At 66.9% G+C, this 18,188-nt stretch carries 17 protein-coding genes and 1 riboswitch; of the genes, 11 read left to right on the top strand and 6 right to left on the bottom strand.

What is annotated here, in order from left to right; translation table 11 throughout:
• The first annotated feature begins 6 nt into the window (after positions 1–6).
• The 10 genes from BFL43_RS13505 (at position 7) to BFL43_RS13460 (ending at position 8,982) form a co-directional block, all read left to right on the top strand.
• Entirely contained in the window at positions 7–1,410 is a 1,404-nt protein-coding gene (locus tag BFL43_RS13505) for a hypothetical protein (protein WP_143695302.1), read from the top strand.
• An 18-nt stretch (positions 1,411–1,428) separates the two neighbouring features.
• Positions 1,429–2,553: a glycosyltransferase family 4 protein gene (locus BFL43_RS13500; RefSeq protein WP_084893049.1), complete on the top strand. Its 1,125-nt coding sequence runs from the start codon at positions 1,429–1,431 to the stop codon at positions 2,551–2,553.
• A 67-nt stretch (positions 2,554–2,620) separates the two neighbouring features.
• On the top strand, positions 2,621–3,049 hold the full coding sequence (locus BFL43_RS13495; protein ID WP_084893048.1) for an SRPBCC family protein: 429 nt from the start codon (positions 2,621–2,623) through the stop codon (positions 3,047–3,049).
• Positions 3,046–3,483, top strand: coding sequence for an SRPBCC family protein (locus BFL43_RS13490; protein ID WP_084893047.1), 438 nt, complete (start codon positions 3,046–3,048; stop codon positions 3,481–3,483). Before BFL43_RS13495 ends, BFL43_RS13490 begins: the two co-directional genes overlap by 4 nt.
• Positions 3,480–4,733, top strand: a complete 1,254-nt coding sequence (locus BFL43_RS13485) for an ArsA-related P-loop ATPase (protein WP_084893046.1) — start codon at positions 3,480–3,482, stop codon at positions 4,731–4,733. The genes BFL43_RS13490 and BFL43_RS13485 overlap by 4 nt, the downstream gene beginning before the upstream one ends.
• A 73-nt stretch (positions 4,734–4,806) precedes the next feature.
• Positions 4,807–5,247 (top strand): hypothetical protein, encoded by a 441-nt coding sequence (locus BFL43_RS13480; protein ID WP_084893045.1) that lies wholly within the window; start codon positions 4,807–4,809, stop codon positions 5,245–5,247.
• Between the two features lie 35 nt (positions 5,248–5,282).
• Positions 5,283–6,251: an ROK family protein gene (locus BFL43_RS13475; protein ID WP_084893080.1), complete on the top strand. Its 969-nt coding sequence runs from the start codon at positions 5,283–5,285 to the stop codon at positions 6,249–6,251.
• Between the two features lie 68 nt (positions 6,252–6,319).
• On the top strand, positions 6,320–7,030 hold the full coding sequence (locus BFL43_RS13470) for a lysophospholipid acyltransferase family protein (RefSeq protein WP_084893044.1): 711 nt from the start codon (positions 6,320–6,322) through the stop codon (positions 7,028–7,030).
• A 7-nt stretch (positions 7,031–7,037) separates the two neighbouring features.
• Positions 7,038–7,529, top strand: a complete 492-nt coding sequence (locus tag BFL43_RS13465; RefSeq protein WP_084893043.1) for a polyadenylate-specific 3'-exoribonuclease AS — start codon at positions 7,038–7,040, stop codon at positions 7,527–7,529.
• Positions 7,530–7,578: 49 nt separating this feature from the next.
• Entirely contained in the window at positions 7,579–8,982 is a 1,404-nt protein-coding gene (locus BFL43_RS13460) for a 3-deoxy-7-phosphoheptulonate synthase class II (RefSeq protein WP_084893042.1), read from the top strand.
• Positions 8,983–9,331: 349 nt separating this feature from the next.
• Here the strand turns inward: BFL43_RS13460 and BFL43_RS13455 are convergent, their stop codons facing one another.
• A complete protein-coding gene (locus BFL43_RS13455) occupies positions 9,332–10,114 on the bottom strand; it encodes a 3-oxoacyl-ACP reductase (protein WP_084893079.1) in 783 nt (260 codons plus the stop codon).
• Positions 10,106–10,200, bottom strand: a riboswitch (TPP riboswitch). Its footprint overlaps the gene before it by 9 nt.
• A gap of 77 nt (positions 10,201–10,277) precedes the next feature.
• The gene (gene pknB, locus BFL43_RS13450; RefSeq protein ID WP_240498238.1) at positions 10,278–12,500 is read right to left on the bottom strand and encodes a Stk1 family PASTA domain-containing Ser/Thr kinase; all 2,223 of its coding nucleotides are present in this window, start codon (positions 12,498–12,500) and stop codon (positions 10,278–10,280) included.
• A gap of 186 nt (positions 12,501–12,686) precedes the next feature.
• Here pknB and BFL43_RS28590 point away from each other — a divergent pair, with 186 nt between their 5' ends.
• Positions 12,687–13,052 carry an Rv2175c family DNA-binding protein gene (locus BFL43_RS28590; protein WP_143695301.1) on the top strand — a complete coding sequence of 122 codons (366 nt, stop codon included), beginning with the start codon at positions 12,687–12,689 and terminating at the stop codon, positions 13,050–13,052.
• Here BFL43_RS28590 and BFL43_RS13445 read toward each other — a convergent pair.
• The 4 genes from BFL43_RS13445 to BFL43_RS13430 are packed head-to-tail and all read right to left on the bottom strand — an operon-like array spanning position 13,049 to position 18,159.
• On the bottom strand, positions 13,049–13,951 hold the full coding sequence (locus tag BFL43_RS13445) for a phytoene/squalene synthase family protein (protein WP_143695300.1): 903 nt from the start codon (positions 13,949–13,951) through the stop codon (positions 13,049–13,051). The genes BFL43_RS28590 and BFL43_RS13445 overlap by 4 nt on opposite strands.
• Positions 13,948–15,543, bottom strand: coding sequence for an alpha-(1->6)-mannopyranosyltransferase A (locus BFL43_RS13440; protein WP_240498237.1), 1,596 nt, complete (start codon positions 15,541–15,543; stop codon positions 13,948–13,950). The genes BFL43_RS13445 and BFL43_RS13440 overlap by 4 nt, the downstream gene beginning before the upstream one ends.
• Before the next feature lie 13 nt (positions 15,544–15,556).
• Positions 15,557–17,083 carry a phytoene desaturase family protein gene (gene crtI, locus BFL43_RS13435; protein ID WP_084893076.1) on the bottom strand — a complete coding sequence of 509 codons (1,527 nt, stop codon included), beginning with the start codon at positions 17,081–17,083 and terminating at the stop codon, positions 15,557–15,559.
• Positions 17,083–18,159 carry a polyprenyl synthetase family protein gene (locus tag BFL43_RS13430; RefSeq protein ID WP_206186662.1) on the bottom strand — a complete coding sequence of 359 codons (1,077 nt, stop codon included), beginning with the start codon at positions 18,157–18,159 and terminating at the stop codon, positions 17,083–17,085. Before BFL43_RS13430 ends, crtI begins: the two co-directional genes overlap by 1 nt.
• Positions 18,160–18,188: the final 29 nt, after the last annotated feature.

Raw genomic sequence — 18,188 nt, 5'->3', positions numbered from 1 at the left:
CCCACGGTGCGAGAACCTTCTACGCCAGAGAATGAGCAGGGCGGTGCCCGCCGCGGTCGCCGGGTGGCGTGGGTCGCCGTGGCGATCGCCGTCATCGTGGCGTTCGCAGTCACTCTCACGGTCACACTGACGGACTCCGGCGCAGACAGCGGTACACAGACGCGAGAGAGCGCGCAGCGTCCACAGAATCCATTTGAAGAGGCCCGCACCCTGGGGGTTTCGCAAGTTCTCGCGGACTACAGTGCCGCTCTGCGCGACGGTGATGCGGCGACAGCGGCCACAGCGCTGGACCAATCGGCAACGGAGATCGTGCGGGATCGCACCCGACGATCCGCAGAGGGAATCGGTAGTCTGCCGATTTCCACCTTCGAATATCGCTTGTCCAGCACGCGTGGCCCCGAACGACTGGTGCCCGCCGAGTTGCAGGCTCGACTCGACGCCCAGGGCAGTAGCGACTCGTGGGTGGCGCCGGTGCAGTTGCGATACGCCTACGAGGGCATCGACAGCGCTCCTGTGGTGCTCGAGGTACCGATGGTGATGGCCAGGTATCCCGACGGTTGGAAGATCGTTGCCGACTCCGGGCCGGAGTTCGGTGAGGCAGCTCCGGCGGGCCAGGTCTGGCAATACGAGGAGCCTGCTGCCAGGCCGGTGAGCACTCCGCCGGGGGACTCGCTGGTGCTGACCAACGGCACCTCACCGTTGACCGACGCGCTGGCGAAACAGCTGCCCGCGGCCACCGAGTCGGTGACAGGCTTCTGGGGTACGAGGTGGGCCCAGGGCGCCGGCGTCATCGTCGCGGGCTCCGACGAGGAGTTCGCGTCCATCACCGGCTCGAGCCAGGCGGATGCCGATGCTGCCGCCGCCGTGACCATCTTCAGCTCCATCGATCCCGCGGGACCGACCGCGCTGGGTCAACGTGTCGTGTTCGCTCCGCAAGCGGCCGAGCTTGATCCGAACACTCTTGCCGTCGTGTTGCGGCACGAGCTGTTCCACGTCGCCGCACGGACCGTCACCGCAGTGGCAGCTCCGGTGTGGGTCACCGAGGGCGTTGCCGAGTACGTGGGCAGGCGTGGGACCTACGCGCGGCTCGAGCAGGCCGCCCCCGCGCTGGCCGCGGAGATCGCCGCGAACGGTCCGCCCGCCGATCTCCCGGCCGATGCGAACTTCGCACCGAGCAATCCCGATGCCGCGCTCGCGTACCAGTCCGCCTGGTCGGTCGCGGCGTTCATCGCCGAGACCTACGGTGACGACAAACTCAAGCGTTTCTATGTGGCACTGGCCGGTGCCGACCAGCCGAGCGATCCGGCTCTCGTGGTCACCGCGCAGAACACCGCGGCCCAGATCGTGCTCGACGTCTCGCGCGATGAACTGGTCAACCGGTGGCGCGCCTGGCTCGGTCAGCAGGTCTGACGCAGCTACGGTGGGCCAATGCATCGGACGCTGTTGGTCACCAACGACTTTCCGCCCCGGCAGGGCGGCATCCAGTCGTACCTGCAGAACTTGGTCGACCGTCTGCCTGCCGACGAGATCATCGTCTACGCGCCGAGGTGGCGTGGTGACAGCCACGTGCGTTTCGACAAGGAACAGCCCTATGAGGTCGTCCGGCACCCCACCACGCTGATGCTGCCGACACCGATCGTCGCCCACCGGGCAGCCGAACTCGTTCGCGCACACCAGGTGGACACCGTCTGGTTCGGTGCGGCGGCTCCGCTCGCGACCCTGGCGGGAACCGTGCGCCGGGCGGGTGCGAGCCGGGTCGTCGCGAGTACGCACGGACACGAGGTGGGCTGGTCGATGCTCCCGCTTGCCCGCCAGACGCTGGGCACGATCGGGCGTGGCACCGACGTCATCACCTATGTCAGCACCTACACCCGTGGCCGGTTCGCTACTGCTTTCGGCCCGCGGGCGGCACTGGAACACCTGCCGCCCGGCGTCGACGTGGACCGGTTCAAGCCTGATCCAGTTGCGCGACAGCACTTTCGGGAGCGTCACGGACTGGGCGAGGCTCCGACGATCCTCTGTTTGTCGCGATTGGTTCCGCGCAAGGGCCAGGACATGCTGATCCGGGCATTGCCCGAGGTGCGTGCGCAGATCGACGGCGCAGTCCTGGTGATCGTCGGGGGCGGGCCCGATCAGCGTCGGTTGCGCGAGCTCGCGGCCGCGGCCGGGGTGGCCGATCACGTCGTCTTCACCGGATCTGTACCTGCCGACGAACTCGCCGGGTACCACAACATCGCCGACGTGTTCGCGATGCCGGCCAGGACCCGCGGTCGTGGGCTCGACGTCGAGGGGCTCGGCATCGTCTACCTGGAGGCGTCCTCGACGGGGATACCGGTGATCGCCGGTGACTCGGGCGGGGCACCGGAGACCGTTCGACCGGGTGAGACCGGACTGGTGGTCGACGGCCGGTCGCTTCCTGGACTGGTCGAGGCGCTCACGACCATTCTCTGCAATCGCGAGCTTGCCGAATCGATGGGGCGGGCAGGCCGCGAGTGGGTGCAGTCGCGGTGGCGATGGGAACACATGTCGTCACGTCTCGCACAGCTGCTGTGATCTCGGGATACCGGAACAAGTAAGGGTTTGTGATGGGCGTGCCGGGTCGATATGTGAAGCTAATGCGGTGACCAGAATTCAGGTTGCCGACCAGACGTTCATCGCGGCGCCCGCAGAATCGGCGACGGAGCTGATCTCCGACCGCGCGAACTGGCGTCGCTGGTGGCCGGACCTGCAGTTGACCGTAGTCGAGGATCGAGCCGAGCAGGGGGTGCGCTGGAAGGTGAGTGGCCCGCTGAACGGAACCACCGAACTCTGGCTGGAACCGGTGCTCGATGGGTTCGTGCTCCATTACTTCTTGCACGCGGAACCGACGTCGCAGTTGCCCACCGAGCCCCGCGCGCTGATGACCGAGGTCGGCAAGATCAATCATCGTCGGCGTGTTGCCGGTCGTGCGATGTCGTTCGAGGTGAAAGACCGACTGGAGGCCAGTCGCCACGTCGGCGGCCCGGCGGCAGGAGAGGGCGGGGTCGCGGCGTCCGGGGGTGCCAGATGACGGATCGTACTGAGCAGTCCATCGTCATCAACGCCGATGCGCAGGCCATCATGTCGGTCATCGCCGATTTCGAGCAGTACCCGAAGTGGGTCTCGGCCGCCCGCGACGTCCAGGTGACGGTTCCCGGTGCGTCAGGGCGGGCCCGGCAGGTCCGGTTCGTCCTCGATGCCGGTGTCCTCAAGGACAACTACGAATTGAGCTATGACTGGTCACCCGACGGCAATTCGGTGACCTGGGATCTGGTCAGCAGCGATCTGCAGACAGCCCAGCACGGGCGCTACCTGCTGGTGCAGCAGGCCCCCGGATCGACGAAGGTCACCTATGAGCTCAGCGTCGGCCTTTCCATCCCGATGATCGGCCAGCTCAAGCGTCGGGCTGAGAAAGCGATCACGGACGCAGCGCTCAAAGAACTCAAGAAGAGGGTCGAAGGCTGATCGATCTAGCGCCCATCCACCTCGTACTCGGTGCGGGCGGGGCGGGAACCACCACGGTCGCGGCGGCCGCCGCCGCCGGCGACCGGGAGGCTCGTCGCACCGGCCGTCGGGGAAAGACCTTGCTCGTCACGCTGGACAGGTTTCATTCGGCGGCGACTGTCTTCGGTGTCTTTTCTGTTCCGGGAGAACCGATCCCGGCCTCGCAGCAAGTCGATCTGCTCGAACTCGACACGATGGCGATGCTCGAGCAGACCTGGGGGACGGTGCGCTCGGCACTGGCTGCCGGCGAGTTGACGGGTACAGGTGTCCCCGGGGTAGGTGCCGTGCTCGCGGGACTCGATCCCGAAGAGGTGCTGGGGATGCCCGGCGTCGAATCGCTGCTGGCGTTGCGCCGGATCCGAGACGAGGCGGCGTCGGGATCCTGGTCGCAGGTCGTGGTGGACCTATCGGGCGGTACGGACCCGTTCGAGTTTTTGCGCGTTCCGCAGATGGTCTCCGACACCATCGAGAGGCTGTGGCCGAGGCACCGGCGCCTTGCGGCGTCGACAGACAATGTCCGTATCGCCAGGGTCGTCGCGGTGCTCGACGCGCTCGTCCGTGACTGCGTGGACGTCGATGAATTGCTGTTCGACACCACAGGTGTCGACGTTCATCTCGTCGTCGGCGCCGATAGTCACGGAGTGGCGACAGCGGAGCGAGCACTCTCGGTGTTGCAGGTGATGGGGCTCCCGCTCAGTACCGTGCTGGCCAATCGTGTTCTTCCGGACAATATTTCACCTCCGCCGACGGGCGCCGGTGCGGCGGGGCCGGCGACGTGGTGGGATGAGCAGCTCAGGGTCCAGGCCGCTGCTGTCGAACGGCTGCGCGAGATCACCTCCGGCGCCGAATTCATAAGCCTGCCATGGCTTTCGGAGCCGATCGATTCGGTGTTGACATTGCGGCGGCTCGGAGTGCGTATCGAGTCGCGGCCGATGGACACAGTGGGGCCCCAAGCGGCCAAGGTCGAGCGCGAATCGGGTTCAGGAGTCGATTCGATCTACCGGATGAGCTGGACACAGGCGCTTCCGGACCCCTCGGGGCTGCAACTGGGTCGTAGCGGTGACGATCTGATGATCACCGTGAGTGGAGTGCGCAGGCGGGTACGACTACCGTCGGTGCTGCGGCGATGTCTGGTCTTGGGAGCCCAGTGGGACGGCGGGGTGCTGACGGTCCGATTCCGCCCTGACCCCGGTCTCTGGCCCCAGCCGTAGCAGATAGGTAACAATGACGGACATCGCATGAGCCACCCGACCGTGAAGGCAGCGTGAACGAGAGAAGGCCGGCTTGACCCATCAGCATGGCGGTGACGCAGACGGTGCTCGGTCAGGCTCGGACGCCGAGGCCTGGCGCGCCCTCATCCTGGGCGTCCTGGAGCGTTTCGACACGCTGGCGGCAGGCCTCCTCGGCGAGGGCGGCACGCGAACCGGCGAATCAGGTGGCCAGGCCGGCGCACGGGGTGGACCCAGGCCGCCGACCGACTTCGCCGGACAGGCGCGGATCGCCTTGGACGGGATCATCGAAGAGGCAGGTGAACTGCTGTGGCAGATACTGGGACAGCTGATCGCGATCTTGGAGGCGATCCAGGCTGCGCTGGAGCAGGTGATCGGTGCCGGCGCGGCGGCGCCCGCGCCTCGCACGCCGGGTGAGACCGGTCGCGATGCGGCGTATCAACCCATCACCGTTCGCTTCGAACCCGTAGGTGACGACGGCGTGGACAGGACGTGAGCGCCGAGCCCCGGCACGGCGCGGGTAGAGGGGACATGGCCGTCGGTATCGACATCGGCGGGACGAGCATCCGGGCCGCTGTCGTGGACGAGAACGGCCAGGTGCTCGACACCGTACGGTCTCAGACCCCCACGACGGCGACCGCACTCGAGAGCTGTCTCGACTGGACCGTCGCCGAACTGGCAGAACGCTGGACGGTGACCGCGGTCGGGCTTGCAGTGGCCGGATTTCTCACCACCGACCGGCAGGTCATCCGGTTCTCTCCCCACCTGCCGTGGCGCGAGGCGCGGGTCGCCGAGGAGATGACGGCCCGGATCGGCCTTCCCGTGTTCTGCGAGCATGACGCGAACGCCGCGGCGGTGGCCGAATATCACTTCGGTGCGGCCGCCCGCGGTCACAACACCCTGGTCATCGCGATCGGCACCGGTATCGGCGCCGGATTGCTCCTCGACGGTGAGATCTACCGCGGGAGCTTCGGCGTCGCCCCCGAACTCGGACACCTGCGCGTGATGCCCGACGGCAGGCCGTGCTCGTGCGGAAAGTTCGGGTGCTGGGAAAGATATTGCAGTGGTACGGCATTGGTGGACACCGTCGTCGAGCTGATCGCGGACGGCGGCATGTGGAACAGCCAGCTCGCCCGGGAGATCACCGACGATCCCGGTTCGCTGACCGGTCGTCGGATCGCGGCGGCCGCTCACGACGGTGACGCGCTCGCGTTGGCGGCGTTCGCCGAGTTCGCCCGCTGGCTCGGGTTGGGGCTCGCGATGGTGTGCGACGTCTTCGATCCCGATCTCGTGGTCTTGGCCGGGGGCGTGGGTTCGTCCTCGGGGCTCTATCTCGATGAGGCCCGGGAGCACTACTCGGCGTTGCTGACCGGAGCAGGACACCGGCGGATGGCACGCATCCGCGGAACCCAGCTCGGAGAGGCGGCGGGGATGATCGGCGCCGCTCAGATAGCCAGGATGGGGGCCAGGGCTGTGACGGACCAGCGCCCGGGTGGGTAAAGTTCTCGGCGTATGTGGTGTCGGCAACAGCGGCGGGGCGTTTGTGGCTCGTCAGAGAGTGAGAAGACATGTGGTACTGGGTCTTCAAATACATCCTGATGGGACCTGCGCTGCGGGCCCTGGGTCGGCCGAAAGTCGAAGGGCTGGAGAATATCCCGGCCAAGGGTCCGGCAATTCTCGCCAGTAACCACCTCGCGGTCGTCGACAGTTTCTACCTTCCGCTGATGGTGCCGCGCCGGATGTACTTCCTCGCCAAGAGCGAGTACTTCACCGGCACCGGGGCCAAGGGCGCGTTCCAGCGATGGTTCTTCAATGCCTCGAGTCAGATCCCGATCGACCGCACCGGCGCCGACGCCGCGGCCGGTGCGCTCGTGTCGGCTCGTCGCAAACTCGACGTCGGTGACCTGATGGCCATGTATCCCGAGGGCACCCGGTCTCCTGACGGTCGGCTGTACAAGGGCAAGACCGGTCTGGCCCGAATCGCGATGGAGTGCGGTGTTCCGGTGATCCCCGTGGCGATGATCGGGACCAGCGAATTGAACCCGCCCGGCACCACGATCCCGCGCCTCGGCCGCATCACCGTCAAGATCGGGAAGCCGCTGGACTTCAGCCGCTATGAGGGCATGGAGGGCAACAGGTTCATCGAACGCGCGGTCACCGACGAGATCATGTACGAGCTCATGCACTTGAGCGGGCAGCAGTACGTCGACGTCTACGCCGCGACCCTCAAAGATCAACCGGCCGCCGAGCCGGTCACCGAGACGCCCCCGGCGGCCTGATCCGCCGGTGCGCTACTTCTACGACTGCGAGTTCATCGAGGACGGCCGCACGATCGAGTTGGTCTCGATCGGGATGGTCGCCGAGGACGGCCGCGAGTTCTACGCCGTGTCAACCGAATTCGACCCTGACCGGGCCGGCCAATGGGTCCGGGCGAACGTCCTTCCCAAGCTGCCGTCGCCGGCGTCGAAGGCATGGCGCTCCCGCGCCCGGATCAAAGAAGATCTGCTCGATTTCGTGAACTCCGGACCCGGGACCATCGAGTTGTGGGCCTGGGTCGGTGCGTACGACCACGTGGTCCTGTGCCAGCTGTGGGGTCCGATGACGGCGTTACCCCGAGAACTCCCGCGCTACACCCGCGAGTTGCGGCAGCACTGGGAACTCAGCGGACGCCCCGAGTTGCCCGCCGCGCCCAAGGATGCGCACGACGCGCTGGCGGACGCACGGCACAACCTGAACAAGTGGCTCGCCATCGAGAGTTCGGTGAACCGGCCGCAGTGATCCGGCGATGAATTGGTTTCGGATGTCGGCGGGGCACTAGGCTGGTCTGGTGGTGAACTGGACCGTAGACGTTCCGCTTGACGAACTCCCTGAGCTGCCGCCCCTGCCCGGCGACCTCGCAGCCCGATTTGCGGCGGCGCTGACGAAGCCCGCATTGCAGCAGCCGAGCTGGCCGGAAGACAAGGCACGGGCGATGCGCACCGTGCTCGAGAGTGTGCCGCCGATCTGCTTGCCCAACGAGGTGGAACAGCTCAAGGCCCAGCTCGCCGAGGTCGCGCTCGGTCGGGCTTTCCTGCTGCAGGGAGGTGACTGCGCAGAGACGTTCGCAGACAACACCGAACCCCACATCAAAGGCAACATCCGGACGCTGCTGCAAATGGCGGTGACGCTCACCTACGGCGCCAGCCTGCCCGTGGTGAAAGTCGCGCGCATCGCAGGTCAGTACGCCAAGCCGAGGTCGTCGGACACCGACGCACTAGGCCTGCCGTCGTACCGCGGCGACATGGTCAACGGCTTCCTGCCCGAGTCGACCGTCCGCGAACACGATCCGTCCCGGCTGGTCCGCGCCTACGCCAACGCCAGCGCCGCGATGAACCTGGTCCGCGCGCTCACCGGGGCCGGCCACGCCGACCTGCACCGGGTGCATGACTGGAACCGGGAGTTCGTTCGTACCTCGCCCGCGGGCGCCCGATACGAAGCCTTGGCCTCTGAGATCGACCGTGGCCTCAAGTTCATGGACGCCTGCGGTGTTCGGGACTCCAACCTCGAATCGGCCGACATCTACGCCTCACACGAGGCCCTGGTCCTCGACTACGAGCGCGCGATGTTGCGACTGGCAGACGATCCGGCAGTCCCGGACAGCGACAAGAAGGTCCTCTACGATCTGTCGGCGCACTTCCTCTGGATCGGGGACCGCACCCGCCAGCTCGACGGCGCCCACATCGCGTTCGCGGAACTGATCGCCAACCCCATCGGACTCAAGATCGGTCCGAGCACCACCCCCGAACTCGCCGTCGAATACGTCGAACGGCTCGACCCGAACAACGAACCCGGCCGGCTCACACTCGTCGCGCGGATGGGCAACGGCAAGGTCCGGGAGTTGCTGCCCCCGATCGTCGCGGCCGTCGAGGCCACCGGCCACAAGGTCATCTGGCAATGCGACCCGATGCACGGCAACACCCACGAGGCCAGCACCGGATTCAAGACCCGCCACTTCGACCGCATCGTCGACGAGGTGCAGGGCTTCTTCGAGGTGCATCACGCTCTCGGCAGTCACCCAGGTGGCGTCCACATCGAATTGACCGGTGAAGACGTGACCGAATGCCTCGGTGGCGCACAAGACATCTCGGACCTCGATCTCGCAGGTCGCTACGAGACCGCCTGCGACCCACGGTTGAACACCCAGCAATCGTTGGAGCTGTCGTTCTTGGTTGCGGAGATGCTGCGGGGTTGATCGCGGGTTAGTTGAGTGCGCTCGGGCCTGGTTTTGGTCGGTCGGGTTTTGGTTGGGTCGGGTTTGGTTCTTGTGTCACCAGCTGTGTTTTTTCGCTCCGCTTCGCTACGCGGGGCGTGCGGCCCTTTATCGCGTGCTCTTCCTCCGTCGACTCAGTCGCTGCGCTCCCTCGCTCCTCCGTCCAGAGCACGCGGGCCGCACGCGGGCGGGGCGAGTTCGCCTTGCTCACCGCCCTAGGTGGCCTTCCGTCGAGCGTGCCGAAACAGCCGTTGAGCGTGCCGAAACAGCACGCTCGGCGGTCAGATCGGCACGGTCGGCGGTCGGTAGGGCACGCTGGATGGTCGGGTCGTCAGTCCTTGACTAGGCCACCGTCTACTACCAAGTTCTGGCCCGTGACGGCGCGAGACCACGGTGAAGCGAAGAACAGGACAGCATCTGCGAATTCCTGCGGCGTGGTGACGCGTCGTAGCGGGGTGCTCTCGGCGATCAGATCGAACACCGCCTCCGGAGTCGCGGAACTGGCATCGGTGGTGCGGAGCAATCCTCCGGAGACCATGTTGACAGTGATGCCCTCCGGTCCGAGATCCGCGGACAGGGTGCGCGTCAACGCCAAGAGCGCAGCCTTGGCTGCGGTGTAGTCGTGGTACGGGACGACCGGGTTCTGGACGAGGTTGGTGCCGATGGTGATGATGCGGCCGAAACCCGCTTCGCGCATGCCCGGCAAAGCCGCCTGGGTGGTGTGCAGCGCGGCAGCGACGCTGCCTTTCAGTTGCGCATCGAAGTCCGGCCACGTGATCGTGTCGGCTTTCGGTCGGCCGTCACCGTTGAACGAGAAGTCGACGAGGGCGTTGTTGACGACGGTGGTGATCGGTGAGTCGAAATGCGCTCGCGCGGTGTCGAACAGGGCGGCCACGGCCTCGGGGTCGGTGACGTCTGCCCCGACGGCAAGTGCGTGATCGGGGCCGAGCTCGGCGACGAGGGCGTCCGCGGCGTCCTTGCTTCGCAGGTAGTTGATGACCACCTTCGCGCCCTGGTTGGCAAACGCCCTCGTGATCGACTGGCCGAGCCCACGGGCCCCGCCGGTGATCAGCACGATCTGCTGCTCGATGGATTGCGCGTTGTTCGACGGCATGATGGACATCCCTCCGCCAGTACTAACTGGTCAGGTTCAGCGGGTCTGATCTCAGCCGAGAGGATTCGGCACCCCGTGTCGCCCACAATCAGATCACAACAGCGGGCATCCGCGGACGCGGGGCGCCAGTTGTCCGGCAATTCGCCGCCCGAACTCCCCGAGGCTAGGGGATCGAGGTGATGTCGACCGTGGTGCCCTGTTTGATGCGGGTGCCGCCAGATGGGCTCTGACTGACGACGATCGAGATGACGGACCCTGTCAGGCCCCGGCTGTTGACCTTCAGCCCGGCGTCGCCGAGTTTGCGTTTGGCGGTGCCGACGGTGTCCCCGGTGACGTCGGGGACGCTGACGGCATCGGAGACGAAGATACGTACCACGGGATTCCGCGGGTCCACGCGAGCGCCGAAAGCCGGGCTCGCGGACGTGATCTCGCCGGCCCTGGCGGTGCCATCTGTCGACGTTCCGCCATCCTGGGCGATCAGTCCGGCGTCCTGCAAGGTCCGCCGTGCCTCATCGGGTGTCATGCCTGACAGGTCGGGAACCGAAATGGCGTCCGAGACAATGAGGTCGACGGTGCTTCCGGGTTCGGCCATGGCTCCGGCGCCGGGACTGGTGCCGATCACTTTGCCGCCGTCGATGTCCGGGCTGAACTCTTTGCGGACGTTCCCGGTCTTGAGTTTCGCGGTCCCCAGCAGCTTTGTGGCGTCGTCCTGGTCACGACCTGACACATCGGGGACGGAGATGGGTTCGGGGCCGCGGCTGGTGGTGATCTGGATCTCACTGCCGACGGGCACCGTGGTCCCGGAGTTGGGCGTCAGCGAGACCACGGAGCCCTTCGGTGCGGTGTTGCTGTACTGCTGCCGGGCCACCGTCGGTACGAGAGTGCGGTCGCGCAAGCGCTGCTCGACTTCGGGCAGGGGGTCGCCGGCGCTGAGGTCGGGAACCTTCGGCTGCCCGACCGAGTACGCCAGGGTGACGTCGGAGAATCGGCTGACGCGGGTTCCCGGGGCCGGTTGCGCCGACATCACCTGGTCGACGGGGAGATCGTTGTCGAAGGTCGGGTCGTCAACGACGTCGAGTCCGGCGTCTTCGATGGCCTCCGTCGCGGTGACGCGGTCCATCCCGGTCAATTCCGGGACAGTGGTGAAGCGGCCCGACCCCAGCCACCAGCCGCCGACCCCGAGCAGTGTCGCCACGAGCATCACGACCAGCACCCAGATGAGCGCTGTGCGACGGGACTTGCGGCGTTGTTCTGCGTAGGCCGAGGCCTGCGACATCATCGCCGTCGACGGGGGAGGTGGACCCTGCGGGCGTGGGGGCCCGGGTGGTGGCGGCTGTTGATGGCGGGTGTCGGGTGGGAGGGTCTGGATCCGCGTCGGATTCCGGCCGCCCTGCTGCGGTGGCGCCGACGGGGCGGCGATCGGATCAGTGCCATCCGGGTCGCCAGGTGGGCCCGCCGGGGGCCGTTGCTGGCGGTCGCGGAAGGCGACCATGGTCTCTCGTTCCGCCGAGCGGGTCGGGGCGGGCACCGTGAACGCGGGCAATTCGAGGTCGGCTGCGATCTCGGTGAGCACTTCGCGCATGTGATACCCGTCGCGATAACGGTTCTCGGGGTTGCGGGCAGTCGAGGTCAGGACGAACTCGTCGAACTCCGGCGGTACGCCCGGTATGAGCGAACTCGGTGCGGGCACGTCGTTGTTGAGCCGCTGATAGGCCAGACCCAAAGCGGTGTCACCGGTGAACGGAGTTCTGCCGGTGAGCATCTCGAATACGAGTATGCCGGTGGAGTAGACGTCGGAGCGGGCGTCGGCGGACGCGGACTCGACCTGCTCGGGGGACAGGTACGCTGCGGTACCCAGGATCACGCTGTTCGACGTGATGCCCGCTGCGGCGATGGCGCGCACCAAGCCGAAGTCGACCACCTTGACTTCGCCTTCGTCCGAGATCAGGACGTTCTCGGGTTTGACGTCGCGGTGTACGAGCCCGGCGCGGTGGGCTGACCCGAGTGCTCCGAGGACCGGTGCCGTCACGGCGGTCACGGCATGGGGTGGCATCGGGCCGCGTTCGCGCAACAGCTCGCGCAGGGTGCCGCCCTGCACCAATTCCATGACGAGAAACGCATAGTCGCCGTCTGCGCCCTGGTCGTAGACGGCCACGAGTCCGGGATCTTTGAGCCTGGCGACCGACCGGGCCTCGAACTCGAGGCGCGCCAGGAACTGCGGGTCTGCCGAGAATCTCGGGTCCATCACCTTGACGGCGACAGGCCGATCGAGCCGCAGGTCCATTCCGAGGTAGACGCTGGACATGCCGCCGCGGGCGATGAGCGCATCGATCCGGTAGCGGCGCTCCAGCAGCATGCCGATCAGCATGTCGGAGGGAGCGTTCACAGGCGTCAGATCCTTTCGCGGCCGGACAGGTGGGCAGATTTACGAGTCCACAGTAGCGACGCCCGGTCTAGAAACGATCACGAGCGCGGGTGTGTGCGGACGAAGCGCAGCGGAGTTCGACCGTTTCCCGGTCGGAGAGGGAGAGCGACTCGACTGCGCGCCGACCCGCTCGGTAGTGTCACCTACGTGGGTTCCGTACCGCTTTCAGAAGACACGCTGCCTGCTGACACAGAGGTTTTGTCCGTGTCCCAGGTTTCTTCCCGAATGGGCTTTTCCAACAGCAAGGTCCTCAATCTGATCACCGACGAGCGTCTGCTCGCGGTGCGCCGTGACGGACAGGTCGCCATCCCGGCATTGTTCTTCGACGGCCCGGAGATCACCAAGCACCTCGTCGGCTTGATCAAGGTGTTGTTCGACGGCGGTTTCAGCCGCGACGAGGCGATGAGATGGCTGTTCGAGATCCAGGATGACCTGGGCATCTGCCCGGCGGAGGCGCTGCACGGGCACCAGGCACGCGAGATGGTGCGCCGCGCCCAGGCCGAAGCCTTCTAGACGCGTCCGCGGCGCACCAGAGCCGCGGCGATGTGCCCCACCCGGGCCGGTTTCGACAGGCGGGCCCGCTGCGTCAGGACGCGGTAACCGTTCTGTTCGACCTGATCGAGGATGGCTCGGTACATCGTCAGCGCTGCCCTGATCCCGGGTCTGCTGGCAGGCGCCAAGAGCGCGATTCCGGGCTCTGCGAGCCGATATTCGGCGCGGGTGATGGCGATCAGATGCGCCAACGCCCGACGTAGCTGCGGCGGTACCTGGCCGTTGCGGCGGCACCGTCGGAGCATGGCTTCGTCCACCCCGAACGCGGCGAGTTCATCGGTCGGCAGATAAATACGGCCGCGGTCGAGGTCTTCCCCGGCGTCGCGGATGAAGTTGGTGAGCTGAAAGGCGTCGCCCAGCGCTCGCGCTGCCGACATCGCACTCTCGACGTCCCCGACTGTTCCCAGGATGGGGAGCATCTGTAATCCGATGACGCTCGCCGACCCGTACATGTATTCGCGCAGCTGTGCCATCGAGCGGTAGGTGGCCACGTGCAGGTCGCTGTCGGGGAGGTCCATCCGCATCGATCGCAGGAAGGCGTCGAAATACTCGTGGGGGATCCTGAACGCGGCCGCGGTGTCGGCGACGGCGAGCACCTCGAGATGTCGGGCTCTGTGATCGGGACGCGCCAGCGCGGTGTGCAGGTCTGCCTCGATGTCGTCGAGTTGTCCCAGCCGATCCGGCCCGGTCGTCGTGTCGACGATGTCGTCGACCATCCGCGCGAACCCATAGAGTGCGTAGACGCCGCTGCGCCGTGCGGGAGAGAGCAATTGGATTCCGCGATAGTAGGTGCGCCCGTGGGTCGCGGTGAGCTGTTCACAGTGCACGTAGGCCGTCTCGAGGCGTGTGCCGTCCGTCATGAGGCTTGATCCGCGCTGTCGGTGGCCCGACCGCGGGTCAATCGCCGGATACGCAAAGGATCACGCCGCACCAGGGACCAGCCGGCGAGAGCCGAGAGAGCAATCGCGACAATCACATCGGTGATCTCGTACATGAAGATGTCATCGCTCGGTCCGAATACCTGGAGCAGGAACACAGTGAACGCCACGATGGCGACCAGACCCCGGCGATCGATGGTGAAGACTGCTGCGATCACCAGCGCCCAGGTGTAGTACCAGGGGAGCGTGGACGGCTCGAGCAGCAGGACCGCGAGCATCGCCCACGCCATACCCTTGACCGCATCGCGCTCACTGCGCCGGAACCACACCCAGAGTCCGATCAGCGTCAGGGACAACACGATCGAACCGATGGACCGGGCGACCTCGAGAACAGGAAGCAGCGGCAGGCTCACGAACGGTGACGAGACGAGAGTGGTCAGATGTGCCATCGCGGTGGGAATCGTGAGCCAGTTGATGATCTTGGCGGCCCAGGTCAGTCCGAGCAGCCATCCGAATCCGTGGCCGACGAGCAGGGTCAGCACACCGAAGATGAGGGCACTGAGTCCGACGATCCACGCCAGCACGCCGGCGACGTCGGCAGGTCGGATACCCGGGGGGTCACCCTCGGACCGGGCTCGCGTGTGCCGGTCTTCCCGAATGTGCGCCAGCCAGATCCACAGGACGAAAGGGATCGCGACACCGGCGGTGATCTTGATCGAGGCGGCCAGTGCCAGCACGCTCACCCCCGCAACGTGTCGGCGCTGGACGACCAACGTGATCCCCGCGATGAGCACGCCCATCATCAGCAACTCGACGTGCGGGCCGCCGACGAGGTGGATCAGCAGCAGTGGATTGAGGGCGATCACCCAGATCGCCATCGCGGGGTCGGTCCCGAAGTGCCGGGCGAGCCGCGGCAGCGCCCAGAGGGTCAGCAACAACCCGGGTATCAGGACGACTCTCATCACCAGCACACCGACGATCGCCTGGTCACCGGTCACGGTGGTGACCAACCGGGTCAGCGACATGAACGCCGGTCCGTAGGGCGCGGTGGTGGTGGCCCACACCTGTGCCATCGAGTCCAGCAGCGGTCCGGGCCGGACCACCGGGCCATCGGAATACGGATTGAAACCGTCTCGGAGCAAGGCGCCCTGCGCGAGGTAGGCGTAGACATCGCGGCTGTAGAGCGGCACCGCGATCATCAGCGGGGCGGACTGGGCCAGGGAGGCCCAGCCGAGAGCGCGAGTGGGACGATCGGCGGATGGGTCGGCGCGCAGGGTGCGTCCCACCTGGACCCACGAGATGACCATCAGCGCCACCCCCAGCCAGAAGACGAGGCTGCTCAAAGTCTTCCCGTGCCCGAAGTACAGCCACGTCAGGTGCATCGTCTGCAGCGTCGTCTCGTTGCGGGGGACGTCCCCGACACCGAAGCTGCCTGCGGTGACGAGCAGAGATCCGGCACACCCCATCAGCACCTGGCGACCGAGGTCGGTGCGGCAGAAATCACCCACCGAGAGCCGGGTGCGGGTCAGTCGGGCTCGGACACCGCCGGCCGGCATCGACGTGGACGTGGACATCGCCGTTGAGTTCCTATTCACCTGTGATGCGCTGGGCCGCGAGTCGTCCGGAGACCAGCACGGGCGGAATCCCCACACCGGGCACCGTGGAACTACCCGCCAACACGACGTTGTCGGCGCCCGGTACGAGATTGCGCGTGCGCAGCGGGCCGGTCTGCGCGACGGTGTGGGCTGCGGCGAACGGTGTCCCCGCCGCCATACCCGCCGCCGCCCAGGTGGCCGGATCGTCGACGCGCGCGATCCTGAAGGTCTCACTGATGCCTGAGTAGCCGCGGGCCTCGAGGACCGCCAGCACTTCCTGTATGTAGGGTCCGGCGAGCTGCTGCCACGGCAGGGGCGCCGAATCGAGGTTCGGGCAGGGTGCGAGCACCGTGACCGATTCGCCGGCGGTGCTGATGCCGTGCTCGCGGTCGGAGAGGCCGGGCCTGTTGATCAGCAGCGACGGATCGCTCATCAGTCGGCCCCGACCGTTCCGGGCGGTCAGCTCCCGAAAGGTCTGGGACCAGGCGGCGCCGAAGTCGAGGGTGTGGTGACCGCCCGGCCACCCGGCGGTGACCTCGGTGGGAACCACGCCGTGGGCCACGACGGCGCTTGGTGAGTAGACGATCCGCCGCGAGCGCCTGGTGCGTCGGCGCCCCAAGAGACGCTCGGTGACGGGTGCGTCGGTGGTGAAAACAGCTGCGTCACAATTCCAGACGCGTCCGTCGGTGCTCGTCACCGAGGTGACGCGGTCGCCGGTCCACTGCACGCTCGACGCGGCGGTGCCGAGTTCGACGCGCCCGCCTGCGTCCTGCAGCGCTCCGGCCATCACGTCGGCGACGCGGCCCATCCCGCCCCGCGGGTAGTACACGCCCATACTGATGTCCATGTGGGCGATCACCGCGTACACGGCCCGCGCGCGCTCAGGTGGTACCCCTGCGTAGAGGGCCTGAAAGGTGAAGGCGCGCAACAAGCGTTCGTCGGTGACGAACTTTCCCACGCGCGCGGACAACCGGCCCAGGGCACCGAGCCGCAGCAACTCGGCTGCGCCGGTGCGCGTGGCCGGATCCCGGGCGAGGGAGAGCGCCGAGTCGAAGTTCCGGTTGATGAAGGTGTCCATCTCTACGGCGTACAGCTGCCTCATCCACTCGGTCAGTTCGCGGTAGCCGCGGGCCTGTTGCGGCCCGAACACGTCGGTGATGGCCGCAGCGAACCGATCGTGGTCGCGGTGGACGGCGAGCTCGGCGCCGTCTGCGTAGCGCATGTTGTACGTGGGATCGACGTCGATGAGATCGAGGCGGCGTACTGCGTCCTCCCGCTCGACGCCTACCGCGGCGAGGGGGGCGTGCACCAGCTCGGGCATGGTGAGAATGGTTGCGCCGGTGTCGAAGTGGTTGTCGCCGATGGTTTCTGTGGCGACCCGGCCGCCCGGGTGTGCGGCGGCTTCGAGGACTGTGACCTCTCGCCCGGCGCCGCGCAGATGGAGCGCCGCGGTCAGACCGGAGAGTCCCGCGCCGACCACCACTATCCGATCGGTGGAGCCGGAGACCGAAACGACCATCACGCCCGCCGCTGCGTCATGGAGGTCGCCAACTCTGCGAGGTCCGCCTTCGCGGTGGCAGGGGCACTGCTCGCGAACAGGGTGATCAGTGCTGATTCGACGAGCTCGCCGATCTGCGATTCGACCCTGGCAACCGCGCCGCTGTCGTGGATGATCTGGGTCGTCTCGGCCAGCTCCGCCGGGTCGAGGTTCTTGCCGATGCGCCGACGCAACACCTGCGCTGCTGCGGGGTTGTCGATGTCACTCAGATTCAGCGCGGCAGCGAGCAGCGCCGTCCGTTTGCCCGCGATGATGTCGTCGCCCGCTGGTTTGCCGGTCACCTCTGGATCGCCGAAGACGCCCAGCACATCGTCGCGGAGCTGAAAAGCGACGCCCACGTCGGTTCCGAACGAGCGAAGGGCCCCGATCAGGTCTGCGTCGGCGCCGCCGATCGCGGCGCCGAGCTGCAGTGGCCGCTCCACCGTGTAGGCGGCAGTCTTGAAGCGCATCACCCGATGGGCCGCCACGGGCGACTCGTCGCCGGCGGCCTCGGCCGTGATGTCGAGGTACTGACCGGCGAGGACCTCGGTACGCATCCCAGCCCAGATGCTGGCGACCGCGGCGATCACATCCGGGGTCAAACCCGCCCCGAAGAAGAGGTCGTCGGCCCAGGCCAGAGCCAGATCGCCGAGCAGGATCGCGACACCCTCGCCGTACGACGCCGGGGAGCCGTGCCACCCCGCGTCGCGATGAAGTCGCTCGAACTCACGGTGCAACGTCGGATGCCCGCGACGGGTGTCGGATCGATCGATGATGTCGTCGTGGATCAATGCGCAGGCCTGCACGAACTCGAGGGCCGCGCACACGGTCAGCATCTGGTCGGGGAGAGGCCGGGCGGGGCCCGCGGCCTGGTATCCGGCCCAGGCAAAGGTCGGGCGCACCCGCTTGCCACCCCGCAGCACGAATCCGCCCATCGACTCCACCGCCTCGGCGAACCCGGGGGCGATGTCAGAAGCTGCAGGTCGGCGCTCTGCAAAGATCTGTTGTAGTAGCTCGGAGGTCGCCGCTGGGACGTCGCGCAGGGACTCGATGGGCACCTGGTCACCTTAACTGCGGGGTGATGATC

This window comes from Williamsia sp. 1135 (assembly GCF_002095395.1).
Classification (GTDB): Bacteria; Actinomycetota; Actinomycetes; order Mycobacteriales; family Mycobacteriaceae; genus Williamsia.
This window is presented reverse-complemented; position numbering and strand designations above follow the sequence as displayed.

Bases quoted from the DNA above. Each gene is read 5' to 3' on its own strand.
- BFL43_RS13500 (WP_084893049.1), top strand. From the start codon at position 1,429: ATGCATCGGACGCTGTTGGTCACCAACGACTTTCCGCCCCGGCAGGGC.
- BFL43_RS13490 (WP_084893047.1), top strand. From the start codon at position 3,046: ATGACGGATCGTACTGAGCAGTCCATCGTCATCAACGCCGATGCGCAG.
- BFL43_RS13475 (WP_084893080.1), top strand. From the start codon at position 5,283: ATGGCCGTCGGTATCGACATCGGCGGGACGAGCATCCGGGCCGCTGTC.
- BFL43_RS13470 (WP_084893044.1), top strand. From the start codon at position 6,320: ATGTGGTACTGGGTCTTCAAATACATCCTGATGGGACCTGCGCTGCGG.
- BFL43_RS13455 (WP_084893079.1), bottom strand. From the start codon at position 10,114: ATGCCGTCGAACAACGCGCAATCCATCGAGCAGCAGATCGTGCTGATC.
- BFL43_RS13445 (WP_143695300.1), bottom strand. From the start codon at position 13,951: ATGACGGACGGCACACGCCTCGAGACGGCCTACGTGCACTGTGAACAG.
- BFL43_RS13440 (WP_240498237.1), bottom strand. From the start codon at position 15,543: ATGTCCACGTCCACGTCGATGCCGGCCGGCGGTGTCCGAGCCCGACTG.
- crtI (WP_084893076.1), bottom strand. From the start codon at position 17,083: ATGGTCGTTTCGGTCTCCGGCTCCACCGATCGGATAGTGGTGGTCGGC.